This is a genomic window from Thauera sp. JM12B12 (assembly GCF_039614725.1).
In the GTDB taxonomy this organism is placed as follows: domain Bacteria; phylum Pseudomonadota; class Gammaproteobacteria; order Burkholderiales; family Rhodocyclaceae; genus Thauera.
On record NZ_CP154859.1, the window covers coordinates 2,841,606 to 2,854,002 of the forward strand.

Sequence of the window (12,397 nt, forward strand, 5' to 3'; positions counted from 1 at the left end):
GCGCCCCGATAGGCGCCCGCGTGCGCTTACACGATCACAATCCCAGACGCGCCCGCGTCTCGGCGGTCGGCTCGCCCCCAGGCGTCCACCCACGCACCTGGTAGTACTCGGGCAGCATCTTCGCCAGGCCATTGACCAGGCCCTTGGCGGGACCCGTCTTGGCCGGCTCGGTGGTCAGGCGCGGCGGCAGGTTGTCGTCGGCGGCGGTGAAGCCGGCGGCATTGTTGAACATGCGCTCCATGTTCCAGATGCGCTCGCCCACCTCGTTCAGCTTTTCCATGCTCCAGTCGCCCTCGCACGCCGCGGCCACCTGCGGCTGCACGTCGGCAAGCGTCCACGCGAAGCTGGTGAACACGCAGATGCCGGCCGAATCGAACACCGCGGTGGCGTCCTGGAAGGCCTTCACCAGCTCGGGCTTGCCGTCGGTGGTGAGCGGGTCGGTCTTGACCGGGATGCCGAGCACTTCGGAGGCCACGGTGTAACCGCGCAAGTGGCAGGCGCCACGGTTGGAGGTGGCATAGGCCAGGCCCATGCCCTGGATGCCGCGCGAGTCGTAGGCGGGGAATTCCTGCCCCTTCACGCTCATCGACAGCTCGGGGCGGCCGTACTTCTCGCACAGGCGCTTGCTGCCCAGGCCGAGCTCCTTGCCGAAGCCCTCGCCGAGCGCGGTCATCTCGACCATCTTCGCCAGTGCCTCGGCCGAGCCGAAGGGCGCCGCCATCCCGATGATCTCGTCGTTGAGGATGCCCAGCTCGTAAAGCTCCATCGCCGAACCGACGGTGGCGCCGAAGGAGATCGGGTCCATGCCCTGCTCGTTGCAGATCAGGTTGGCGTACTGCAGCGCCTCGAGATCGCCCACGCCGTTGGCCGCACCGAGCGCCCAGGCGGCTTCGTACTCGAGGCCACCGGAGGCGCCCCAGTACTTCGGGCTGTTCTTGACCGTGAAGTGGCCCTTGTCGATCTCCGAGATGCGCCCGCAGGCGATGGTGCAGCCGAAGCAGGCGGCATTGGTGACCAGGTGCGTCTTGCCGTCCGATTCGCGCTTCTCGTGCATGGCCTCGGCGGAGATCTTGGACGCGTCCTCGAACTGCACGTCGCGGTGGTTGCGGGTGGGCAGCGCGCCGATCTCGTTGATGACGTTCATCAGCACCTGGGTGCCGTACTTGGGCAGGCCCTGGCCGGTCACGGCGTTGTCGGCGAGCACCTTCTTGGCGTCATTGGTGGCCTTGAGGAAGGCGCCGAAGTCCTTGATGCCCGACACGCCCTTGGTGCCACGGATGGCGACCGCCTTGAGGTTCTTCGCGCCCATCACCGCGCCCACGCCGGAACGGCCGGCCGCGCGGTGCAGGTCATTGACCACGCAGGCGTAGAGCACCTGGTTCTCGCCCGCCTTGCCGATCGAGGAGATGCGCACGAGCGGATCGTGAAGCTCCTCCTTGATCTGCTCCTCGGTCTCCCAGCAGCTCTTGCCCCACAGGCCGGACGCGTCGCGCAGCTCGGCCTTGTCGTTCTCGATGTAGAGCCACACCGGCTTCGCCGCGCGCCCTTCGAAGATCACCATGTCCCAGCCGGCGAACTTCATCTCGGCGCCGAAGAAGCCGCCCGAGTTCGAACAGGCGATGGCGCCGGTGAGCGGGCCCTTGGTGACCACGGTGTAGCGGCCGCCGGTCGAGGCCATGGTGCCGGTGAGCGGCCCGGTGGCCATGATCATCTTGTTGTCGGGCGACAGCGGATCGACCTTGGGGTCGATCTCGGACACCAGGTACTTGGTGGCCAGCCCGCGCGAGCCGAGGTAGTCGTCGGCCCACTGCATGTTCAGCGGTTCTTCCGTACAGGTGCCGGCCGTGAGGTTCACCCGCAGGAGCTTGCGATTCCATCCCATGATCCGTCCTCCTCAGGCGGCGGCCGAAGCCGGGGTGTTGGCCTTGGCGGCCCAGGCGCGCATCTTGTCGATGCCGGTCCAGTCGGCGTCGACATAGGTGATGGCGCCGGTCGGACAGGCGCTCGCGCAGGCGGGGTTGCCCTCGCACAGGTCGCACTTCTGCACCTTGCCGGAGTCCTGGTTGTAGTTGATGGTGCCGAAGGGACAGGCGATCGTGCACACCTTGCAGCCGACGCAGGTGTCCTCGAACACCATCTTGGCGCCGGTCGTGAGATCGATGCGGATTGCGTCCACCGGACAGGCATTCAGGCACCAGGCCTCGGTGCACTGCGTGCAGGTGTAGGGCACCTTGCGGCCCTCGTGCTCGAAGTTGAACACCTTGATGCGCGACTTGCTCGGATTGATGACCCCGGTGTGCTCGTAGGAACAGGCCATCTCGCATTGCAGACAGCCGGTGCACTTCGCGGGATCAATGTGCAGTGCTTTCCACATCGATCGTCTCCTGAATCGTTGTTGTTCGCGGCCACTGCCAGCGCGCCACGGCGCACTGCCAAGGCCCCACAAGCGCCCCGCCGAGCGGAACGCCTATGCACTTTGAAGCATATGTCGTGCCGGACATAGGTCAACCCGGGATTACCCACCTCCCGACGCGCTGCGGCCGAGCTTGCGGTACAGGCGGTTGCGGCTCACGCCGAGCATGCGCGCAGCGGCGGAGAGGTTCCCCCCCACCTCGCGCATCACGCGCTCGATGAGCTCGACCTCGAGCTGATCGAGCCGGCGCCCACCCGCCCCGCCCGCCGGCAGCGCGAACGCCACATCGGCTTGCGCATCGTTGCAGCGCGGCGCGGGCGCCTGCTCGCTCTCTTCGGTGCACTCGGCCATGAACAGCTCCTCGGGCAGATGCACCGGCAGGATCTCGCGCTCGTCCGGGTCGAGCAGCGCGACCGCGACCCGGATCACGTTCTGCAGTTGGCGCACGTTGCCCGGCCAGGCGTGGCGCTCGATGAAGCGCATCACTTCCTCGCCGATGCGCACGCCCTCCAGCCCGGCATCGCGCGCCTCGCTGGCCAGGATGCGCTCGACGATGCAGCCGATGTCGCTGCGCTCGCGCAGCGGCGGCAGGCACACGGTGAGGCTGTTGACGCGGTAGTAGAGGTCCTCGCGGAACTCGCCGCGCGCCACCGCATCGCGCAGCACGCGGTGGGTGGCGCACACCAGCGAGATGTCGACCGGGATCGACTTCACCGAGCCGACCGGCGTCACGCAGCGCTCCTGCAGCACGCGCAGCAGCCGCGCCTGCATGCCCAGCGGCATGTCGCCGATCTCGTCGAGGAAGAGCGTGCCGCCGTGGGCCTGCTGGATCTTGCCGATCGCGCCTTCCTTGCGCGCGCCGGTGAAGGCGCCGCCGACGTAGCCGAAGAGCTCGGACTCGATCAGCGTCTCCGGCACCGCGGCGCAGTTCAGGGCGACGAAGGGCTTGTCGGCACGCGGCCCGCTGTTGTGGAAGGCCTGGGCGAAGAGCTCCTTGCCCACGCCCGACTCGCCCTGGATCAGCAGCGGAATGTCCTTGCCGAGGATGCGGCGCGCGCGATCGAGGGCGCGGCCGATGCCGGCGTCGCCGGTCGCCAGCGAGGCGAGCGTGCAGGCCTCGCCGGCGGGGGCCGCGGCTCGTGCGCTGCGTGCACTCGTCGCGACCGGCTGGGCGTTCCCCTCGAAGGCGCGGATCTGCGGCCGCAGCGAGCGCAGCTGCACGTAGAGCTGGGCGCCGTCCTGCAGCGGCAGCCGGATCAGCGCGTCGTTCGAGTTGCGCGCGCGGTCGGCGATCCGCCCCAGGCCGTGGCGGAACAGCTCGGCGAACGCACTGCTGCCGCCGCAAGCCGCCACGCGCTGCGCCAGCCAGTCGCGCGCGATCGAGTTGGCGCCCACCATCACGCCGTCCGCATTCACCGCGATCAGGCCTTCCTGCAGGCTGCCGACGTATTCGGGACGTTCGTGGAAGGCGACCAGGATCTCGTTGGCGAACTCGGTCTCGAACAAGCGCTTCTCGATCAGCTGCACCGACAAGCGCACCAGCCCGAGCGAGTGGCGCTGGTGCATGCGCTCGTCGCAGGACACGTCGAGCACGCCCGCGATCGCGCCGCGCGGGTCGAAGATGGGCGACGCGGTGCAGGACAGGAAGCCGTTGTGGTCGAGGTAGTGCTCGGCACCGAGCACCACCGCGGGCGCCTGCGCGGCGATCGCGGTCCCGATTGCGTTGGTGCCGCGCGCCGCCTCGCTCCAGCACGCGCCGGGCTGCAGCGCGACACGATGGGCGCGGTCGACGAAGTCGGCATCGCCCAGGCTATGCACGATCATGCCGCTGGGGTCGGAGAGCAGCACCATGCTGCCCGAGGCGCGGATCTGCTCGAACACGTGCTCCATGACCCCGCTGGCGTGCTCCACCAGCCGTGCGCTGCGCTCGCGCACCTCGGCGAGGCGCGCACGATCTCCATGCTCGCGCGCCTCACGGCAGTCGCGCTGCAGGCCGGACTCGCGGCATCGCAACCAGGAATTGAGGATCACGGAAGGCACGCCGTCCTCCGGACAACGCCCCTCCTCGAAGAACTGCCGGCGTGCAAGCCTGAAACGCTGGTCGCGACCAGCCTCGACAGTCGAAAGCCGTCCCATCGTGCTCATGTCTCCTCCGGGCGGCCTGGTCGCGTTCCACGCGAATGGTCGCCTCAAATCTGTGGGTCCCACGGTTCGGAACGTAGCACTTGATCCGTATCGAAACAAATGCCGTGCTCCGTCCGCCGTATCCCAGAGCAGGAATCCTGCCAGTTCGTACGAGCGCACACCACCCGAAGGCCTTCGCGGTCGCCGATCGAAGGCAATCGGCAACGCATGGCACGCGGATTGCAGTTGGAGTGTCATCCGGGACTGCCGGATCAAGACCCGAACCGAACCACACCCATGAGGATCAACAAGGTGAAGACAGCAACCTTGAAGGAGACACTGTTCCGCCGGCTCACACTCGGTACCGCCACGCTCGCGATCACGGCCTCGGCCAGCCTCGCGATCGCCCACGGCGACGTCACGCCGCAGGCGGTGGACACCTCCAGCCTGACCCAGCTCGGCGAGGACTGGCGCATCGCCAACCCCTATCGCGGCAACACCGACGCCATCCGCATCGGCGACTCGGCCTTCAACCAGAACTGCGCGCGCTGCCACGGCCTAGGCGCGGTCTCGGGCGGCATCGCTCCCGACCTGCGCTTCCTCGAGCCGGGCGACGACATGGACGAGTTCTTCATCGGCAAGGTGCGCAACGGCGTCACCCGCAACGGCGCGGTATACATGCCGCCATTCGAGGGCACGCTCACCCAGGAAGCCATGTGGGCAATCCGCGCATGGCTGGAGACGGTCCATGAAGCGCAATGACCGCCGCCGCTTCCTGCTCGGCGCAGGCGCCCTCGCGCTGCTCGCGGCCAGCCCGGTGCGGGCGGCCGCGGCCGAGCTGGAGCTCCAGCAGCCGGGCACCCTGCGGGTAGCGGTCTACGCCAACTTCGCGCCCTGGTCGGCAGCCGGCAAGGGCATCGACGTCGCCCTTGCCCGCGCACTCGCCGAGCGCCTCGGCCTGCAGCCGCAGATCGCCGAGTTCCCCGCCGACGAGAACATGAACGACGATCTGCGCAACATGGTCTGGCGCGGCCACTACCTCGGCACCAAGCCCGCCGACGTGATGCTGCACGAGCCTGTCGACGTGCATTTCGCGGCGAGCAACCGCCAGGTGAAGATCTTCGCCCCCTACCACCTCGAGACCCTCGCGCTGGCGCGGATCGCCGAGCGCGTGCCGGCGCCCACGGGCTCGGCGACGGAGAGCTTCGCGGTGTTCGAGACCGAGCGCATCGGCGTGGAGCTCGACACCCACGCCAGCGACTTCCTCCTCAACCTGCGGGAGGGCGCCCTGCGGCCGAACGTCGTGCATTACCGCAACCTGGCCGAGGCGGCCAGCGCCCTCAAGGGCGGCGAGGTCGCCGCGGTCATGGGCACCCGCAGCGAACTCGAGGCCGCGCTGGGCGCGCATGCCGGCGTCGCCATCGACACGCTGGCGATGCCGGAACTGCGCCTCACCGGCTGGCCGCTCGGAATGGCGGTCAAGGCCGACAGCAGCCAGCTCGCCGAGGCGCTCTCCGGCGCCCTCGCGGATCTCCAGCGTTCCGGCGAGCTCAGCCGCATCTTCGAAGCAAACGGCGTGCGCCACCGCGTGCCCTGAGCAATGGAGCGTTCCGAAGCGCAGCGAACTTGTTGCGCTTCGGAACACCTTCTGCTCCTTATTCCACGTAGTGCCCGACCCCGATCAGCGAACGTCCGTCGCGGCGCACGTAGGAACGCTTGTTCTCCACCCTGTTGGTCACCGGATTGCGCCAGACGTAGTCCACCGTGGCTTCGTCCGCCGCCTGCAGCTTGGCGATCATCTCGGCCACCAGCGCATGACCGGCCGCGTCGTGCAGGCCGAGCGCATCGGTGTCCGACAGCGCCGGGTTCATGCCCATCGCCTCGAAGCGGCCGCTGTCCATGTTCACCATGAACACGTAGAGGTCGTCCTTGACGAAATCGCCGCGACGATCGTTGAAGCGCGCGGCTGCCGCGGCATGGCCCTCGGTACGCGCCAGCGCCACCGCGCGATCGAGCATCGCCCGCGCATCGTCCGCCGTCGCCCGCGGCGCCGAATAGCCCACGCCCAGCACGTAGCCGCCCACCTTGCGCACGTAGCTCACCTTGGGCTCGACCTTGTTGGTGACGCGGTTGAGCCACATGTAGCGCACGGTCGCCTCCGGACTCACCCGTGTGCGCTCGATCATCTCGCGGAACAGCGGGTTGCCCGCGGCGTCGGTGGTGTTGAGCACGGTGAGGCCGACCAGGGCCTCGGGGGCGGCGCCGCTGGCGTGATAGACGCCCTGGTCGTCGATCACGAACACATACAGGTCCTTGCGCACGAACGCGCCCTGGCGGTCGTTGAAGGCCGCGAAGGCGCGCTCGGGGCCGTTCTGGTTCATGTAGTCGACCGCGCGCTCGAACAGCGCCTGGGCCTCGCGCGCGGTGGCGCGCTCGGCGGCGTGGGCGCCGAGGCTGGTCAGGGCCGCGATCGCGACGGCGGCCACCGTCCTGGTCATCGAGGTTTGCTTCATCGTCTGGACTCCTTGTCTTGAAACATCTGCGCACGCCGCCTCGCGCGCGGCGCACAACGCGTTGCGGCCCGGGCGCTGCCGCGTCCGGGCCGCAACGAAGGGCCTTGGCGCCGCCCGCGGGCGGCGTTCGGGATCAGCTCTTGTGCAGCTTGAACACCCACACCATGCCGCCCTGCTCGAGGTAGTTCACGCGCTTGGCGACGTCACCGCCCCACAACGGCACCGCGCCGCCCCAGCCGGACACCACGGCCACGTACTGCTCACCGTCCATCTCCCAGGTCACCGGCGGCGCGATCACGCCCGAGCCGGTCTGGTACTGCCACACTTCGTCGCCGGTCTTGGCATTGACGGCCTTCAGGTAGCCCTCGGGGGTACCGTAGAACACCAGGTTGCCGCCGGTGGTCAGCACACCACCCCACAGCGGTGCGTTGTTCTTGACCTCCCACACGATCTTGCCGCTCACCGGGTCGACCGCGCGCATGGCGCCGATGTAGTCCTCGTACAGCGGCTTGATGGTGAAGCCCGCGCCCAGGTAGGCGGCGCCGCGCTTGTAGCTCACCGGCTCGTTCCAGATGTCCATGCCCCACTCGTTGGCGGGCACGTAGAACAGGCCGGTGTCGGGGCTGAAGGCCATCGGCATCTGGTTCTTGCCGCCGAGGAAGGACGGGGCGTTGAACACCACCTTGCCCTTGCCGCCCTCGACCGCGCCGCCCCCCTCGGTGAAGGGGTTGCCCGGGCGCTTCGACTCATCGAACAGCGGCCGCCCGGTCTGCAGGTCGATGCCCTTGGCCCAGTCGATGCGGGTCACGAAGGGGAAGGCGTTCAACAGCTTGCCGTTGCTGCGGTCATTGACGAAGAAGAAGCCGTTGCGGTCGGCCTTGCCGCCGGCCTTCACCACCTGGCCGGTCTTCGGGTCCTTGTACTCGAAGGACACGAATTCGTTCACGCCGTCGTAGTCCCAGCCGTCGTGCGGGGTGCTCTGGTAGTGCCAGGCGATCTTGCCGGTGTCGGGGTCGATGGCGACGGTAGCCGAGGAGTACAGGTTGTCGCCCGGGCGCAGCCAGGAGTTCCACGGCGCCGGGTTGCCGGTACCCATGAAGATCAGGTCGACATCGGGGTCGTAGTAGGCGGCCTGCCAGGTCGCGGCGCCGCCGGTCTTCCACAGGTCGCCCGGCCAGGTGGCGTTGGTCGTGCCGGAGATGCCGTTCTCGACCTTGTTGCCGTCCTTGTCGTAGGTGTAGCCCATGTGGCCCTCGACCACCGGCCGCATCCACACCATCTTGCCGGTCCTCGCGTCGCGCGCCTCGACCCGGCCCATGACGCCGAACTCGCCACCCGACACGCCGGTGATGATCTTGCCCTTGACGATCTGCGGCGCCGCGGTCAGCGAGTAGCCGGCCTTGTAGTCGTCGACCTTCTCGCGCCACACCACCTTGCCGGTGTCCTTGTTGAGCGCGACGAGCTGGGCGTCGAGCGTGCCGAAGATCACCAGGTCGCCATAGATCGCGGCGCCGCGGTTGATCACGTCGCAGCACGGCATGATGCCCTCGGGCAGGCGGTGCTCGTACTTCCACAGCTTGGCGCCGGTCTTCACGTCGAGCGCGTAGATGCGGCTGTAGGAGCCGGTCACGTACATCTTGCCGTCGTAGATCAGCGGTTGCGACTGCTGGCCGCGCTGCTTCTCGCCACCGAAGGAGAACGCCCACACCGGCACCAGGTCCTTGACGGTGTCGACGTTGACCTTGGCGAGCGGGCTGTAGCGCTGCCCCTTGGTGCCCAGGCCGTGGGTGACGACCTGGTGCGTGGTCTCGGCGTCCTTGAGGATGTCCTCGTCGGTCACGCCAGCCGCCTGCGCGGCACCGATGCCCGCCAGCGCGATGGCGAGCGAACTCAGGGCGACGGTCAGGGACTGCCGCGGGTTGTGCTTCTTCATGTTCCACTCCTCCTCTTGTCTCTCTTGCGAATGGTGTCTTTCGCATGCCTTCCGGCGCCTTGGCTGAGCCGGACGATCAACAGACTGCAATCGCCATGCCATGTACCGGGGCGCAGGCCTCAAGCCCTCCGCGGGCGGCAACGCTGCTCCAGCGTCGTCGAAACGCTCCTGCCCGCCCTGTAGCGGTGGAGCACATCTGTTGCGGATCGGAACAGGCGCGGACAGCGTCTTGCCGCGCACGGGCAGACGCAGCCGCCTGGCTGGCGCTGGCATGTGGCTTGCATCGCGCAACCGCAAGGTGTTGGGCTGCGCGCGAGGGCGCGTTCGGCAGCGCGTCACCATGAGCTTGCCCGGGAGAGCCAATGACTCACGTATCGATCGCCGCCAGCGGACTGCTGTGCGCCCTCTGCCTCGCACTGGCGGGGCTGGCCGCGCCGCTGTCGGCGCGCGCGGCCGCCCCTGCCGCTGCATCCGTCGCTGCACCCGGCACCACCGCCGGCGCACAAGCCGATCCGCTCGACTCGCCGCGCTGGGAGGACATGAAGAAGGCCTTCTTCGACGGCCAGGCAGTGGTGTTCGACGAGCGCATCTCCGTCACCGGTCCGGCCGTGGCCGAGGATGCGCTCAACGTGCCGATCACCGCCGACGCCAGCGCCGTGCCCGGCGTCGAGGAGATGATCGTGTTCGCCGACTTCAACCCCATCCTGAAGGTGCTGCGCTTCGAGCCCGGTGCGGCGCGCGCGAGCCTGGGCTTCCGCATCAAGCTCCAGCAGTCCTCGCCGATCCGCGTCGCGGCGCGCACGGTCGATGGTGTCTGGCGCGTGGGCGGCACCTGGGTGACGACCACCGGCGGCGGCTGCACCCTGCCCTCGCTCGGCTCGGGCTCGCCCGAATGGCAGGAGCGCCTCAACGAGGTCAACGGACGCCTGTGGCCGCGGATCGGCGGCGGCGAGCGCCTGCGCATGCGCGTCATCCATCCGATGGACACCGGCCTGGCGGCCGGCATCCCCGCCTTTCACATCGAGGACATCGTGATCACCGACGAGGCCGGTCAGGTGCTGAGCCGCATCCAGCCGCTCGAGCCGGTCGCGGAGAACCCGAGCTTCACGCTCGACTTCGCCGCAGCCGCACCCGGCACCCGTATCCATGTCGGCGGCCGCGACAACAACGGCAACCGCATCGACGCCTGGGTGACACGATGATGCGCCCCGCCCAGCCCCTGCCCACCACCGTGCTGGCCCACCACACGGTGGCCGTCCCGGCCCTGCGCCGGGTCGGCGCCGCGCTGATGCTGCTCGTCCTTGCCATGATGGCCACGCCGGCCTTTGCCAACGCCCCCTCCGACACCCGCTCGGACACCCACTCCGACGCGTTCGACTACCGGCTCGCGCCGCGCGAGCTCGCGCCGGGCGCCTATGTCATCGTCGGCCTGAAGGAGGATTTCAGCTTCACCAACGGCGGCAACATCGTGAACACCGGCTTCCTGGTCGGCACCGAGGGCGTGATCGTCATCGATACCGGCCCCTCCCGGCGATACGGCGAACAGATGCTGGCGGCGATCCGCCGCGTCACCCCGCTGCCGGTGGTGCTCACCCTCAACACCCATCACCATCCCGACCACTTCCTCGGCAACCAGGCCTTCCCGCCCGCCACGCTCGCCGCGCTGCCGGACACCCTCGCCGCCCTGCGCGGCGAGGGCGAGGCCTTCAACGCCAACATGTACCGCCTCAACGGCGACTGGATGCGCGACACCGAGGTGGTCGTGCCCGGCCGCGCCCTCGCCCCCGGACGCCAGCGCATCGGCGGGCGCGACGTGGAGCTCGTCGCCCTCGGCGGACATACGGTGGCCGACCTGGTGGTGGTGGACCATGACAGCGGCACCGTCTTCGCCGCCGACCTCGTGTTCAACGGCCGCGCCGCCACCACGCCACATGCCGACGTCGCGCGCTGGCTCGCGGCGCTCGACGCGCTCGAGCGCCTGCCGGCCAGGCGCTGGGTGCCCGGACATGGCGAGGTCGCCACCGACACCGCGCCGCTGCACGAGACGCGCGACTGGCTGCGCTGGCTCGCCGACACCATCCGCAGCGCCGCCGAACAGGGCCTGGACATGAACGAGGTGTTCGCGATCCCGATCCCGCCGCGCTTCGCCGGCCTCGCCCTCGCCGAGCAGGAGTTCCGGCGCTCGGTCACCCACCTGTTTCCGGCGGCGGAGCAGGCCGCACTCGCCGCGCGCACGCGCTAGCGTGGCAGGCTCACCAGCATGCGTCCGCTCAGCCCGCCCCCGCGCGCTTCATCACTGCGCAGCAACACGCCCCTCGGGCCCCTCCTCACGGCGCAGCGCATCGAGCCGCCGCGCCGCCTCGTCGTCGCCGTTGGCTGCAGCCACCGCCAGCCAGTAGCGCGCCTGCGCTCGATCCTGCGCCACCAACCTGCCCTCGAGATGGAGCAAGCCGAGCCGGTACTGCGCCTTCGCCGAGCCCGCCTCGGCCGCACGCCGGTAGCGCGCCAGCGCGGCACCCGGATCGCGCGGCTCGCCCAGTCCATCCTCGGCGAGGATGCCGAGATGGAACCAGGCTTCGGCGACTCCCTTCTCCGCCAGCGCCTGCCAGATGCTGCGCGCGCTGTCGTAGCGCGCCATCTTGAATTCGGCATAGGCCTTGTAGAGGCCGATGCTCGGCCGTGCCGCCAGGTCGGCGAGCTCGCTCTCGTCGAGGGTCTGGGCCGATGCCATGCAGGCCTGGACCATCGCCAGGGCGGCGAGACAGCTGCGGATGTTCATGCGCGCAATGCTCCGGAATGGGGACATGGCCGTCCCGTAGCAACAAATGCACCCGGGGGCATGCGATGAAGCACGCCGCACGCGCCATCGCCGAACAGCCGGCCCGGTGCAGCGCCTGCACAGCCGGGCGCGCGCGGCGCGCACTGCGCAGCATGGCGCTCGGCCTGCTGCTCGCCGCCAGTGTGCTGTTTCCCGGACTCGGGCCGGCCGCACAGGCCAGCGACCGCGCGGCGGGCATCGTCGCCCGCAGCCTGGAGGACATCGATTACGCGGACGTGCGCGAGGCGCTCGCCGAGGCGATCGCCGAGGAAGGCATCGCCGCCCCGGTCGTCAGCCACTTCGCCGACATGCTCGCCCGCACCGCGGACGACCTCGGGCATCGCGCGAACCTGTACGCGCACGCCGAGATCCTGACCTTCTGCAGCGTGGGCGTCGCCGCGCGCCTGGCGACCGAGGCCGCGGAAAACATCGCGCTCTGCCCGCTCTCGGTAGCGGTGTATGCACTGCCGGGGGCACCGCGCACCGTCACGCTGGCCTACCGCCCGCCGGCGCTCGACAGCGCAGGGGGCGATGCGGCGCGCGCGTTGCTGGCGCGCATCGTGGCGCGCGCGGCGAACCTGGTCGGCCGGCCCTGA

At 69.4% G+C, this 12,397-nt stretch carries 11 protein-coding genes; 5 read left to right on the top strand and 6 right to left on the bottom strand.

The genetic code is table 11. From position 1 onward, the window contains the following. Nucleotides 1-34: 34 nt before the first annotated feature. The 3 genes from AAG895_RS12880 to AAG895_RS12890 all read right to left on the bottom strand — a co-directional run bounded on the left by AAG895_RS12880 (nucleotide 35) and on the right by AAG895_RS12890 (nucleotide 4,558). On the bottom strand, nucleotides 35-1,882 hold the full coding sequence (locus tag AAG895_RS12880) for an aldehyde ferredoxin oxidoreductase family protein (protein WP_345792407.1): 1,848 nt from the start codon (nucleotides 1,880-1,882) through the stop codon (nucleotides 35-37). A gap of 12 nt (nucleotides 1,883-1,894) precedes the next feature. Continuing rightward, nucleotides 1,895-2,374, bottom strand: a complete 480-nt coding sequence (locus AAG895_RS12885) for a 4Fe-4S dicluster domain-containing protein (RefSeq protein WP_345792408.1) — start codon at nucleotides 2,372-2,374, stop codon at nucleotides 1,895-1,897. Nucleotides 2,375-2,515: 141 nt separating this feature from the next. Next, nucleotides 2,516-4,558, bottom strand: coding sequence for a sigma-54-dependent Fis family transcriptional regulator (locus AAG895_RS12890; protein WP_345792409.1), 2,043 nt, complete (start codon nucleotides 4,556-4,558; stop codon nucleotides 2,516-2,518). A 291-nt stretch (nucleotides 4,559-4,849) separates the two neighbouring features. Between AAG895_RS12890 and pedF the strand changes: the two genes are divergently transcribed. Next, nucleotides 4,850-5,299, top strand: coding sequence for a cytochrome c-550 PedF (gene pedF, locus AAG895_RS12895; RefSeq protein WP_345792410.1), 450 nt, complete (start codon nucleotides 4,850-4,852; stop codon nucleotides 5,297-5,299). Further along, on the top strand, nucleotides 5,286-6,134 hold the full coding sequence (locus AAG895_RS12900; protein WP_345792411.1) for a transporter substrate-binding domain-containing protein: 849 nt from the start codon (nucleotides 5,286-5,288) through the stop codon (nucleotides 6,132-6,134). The genes pedF and AAG895_RS12900 overlap by 14 nt, the downstream gene beginning before the upstream one ends. Before the next feature lie 58 nt (nucleotides 6,135-6,192). Here AAG895_RS12900 and AAG895_RS12905 read toward each other — a convergent pair whose 3' ends face one another. Then, nucleotides 6,193-7,035: a cache domain-containing protein gene (locus AAG895_RS12905; protein ID WP_345795290.1), complete on the bottom strand. Its 843-nt coding sequence runs from the start codon at nucleotides 7,033-7,035 to the stop codon at nucleotides 6,193-6,195. A gap of 148 nt (nucleotides 7,036-7,183) precedes the next feature. Continuing rightward, on the bottom strand, nucleotides 7,184-8,983 hold the full coding sequence (locus AAG895_RS12910) for a methanol/ethanol family PQQ-dependent dehydrogenase (protein ID WP_345792412.1): 1,800 nt from the start codon (nucleotides 8,981-8,983) through the stop codon (nucleotides 7,184-7,186). A 362-nt stretch (nucleotides 8,984-9,345) separates the two neighbouring features. On the opposite strand from AAG895_RS12910, the gene AAG895_RS12915 reads away from it, so the two are divergent. Both AAG895_RS12915 and AAG895_RS12920 read left to right on the top strand, forming a co-directional pair. Then, on the top strand, nucleotides 9,346-10,185 hold the full coding sequence (locus tag AAG895_RS12915; protein ID WP_345792413.1) for a quinoprotein dehydrogenase-associated SoxYZ-like carrier: 840 nt from the start codon (nucleotides 9,346-9,348) through the stop codon (nucleotides 10,183-10,185). A gap of 107 nt (nucleotides 10,186-10,292) precedes the next feature. Further along, the gene (locus AAG895_RS12920; protein ID WP_345795291.1) at nucleotides 10,293-11,225 is read left to right on the top strand and encodes a quinoprotein relay system zinc metallohydrolase 1; all 933 of its coding nucleotides are present in this window, start codon (nucleotides 10,293-10,295) and stop codon (nucleotides 11,223-11,225) included. 51 nt (nucleotides 11,226-11,276) lie between these two features. Here AAG895_RS12920 and AAG895_RS12925 read toward each other — a convergent pair whose 3' ends face one another. Next, complete coding sequence (locus AAG895_RS12925) at nucleotides 11,277-11,762, bottom strand: sel1 repeat family protein (protein ID WP_345792414.1); 486 nt, start codon at nucleotides 11,760-11,762, stop codon at nucleotides 11,277-11,279. 65 nt (nucleotides 11,763-11,827) lie between these two features. Here AAG895_RS12925 and AAG895_RS12930 point away from each other — a divergent pair, with 65 nt between their 5' ends. Next, nucleotides 11,828-12,397: a DUF302 domain-containing protein gene (locus tag AAG895_RS12930; protein ID WP_345792415.1), complete on the top strand. Its 570-nt coding sequence runs from the start codon at nucleotides 11,828-11,830 to the stop codon at nucleotides 12,395-12,397.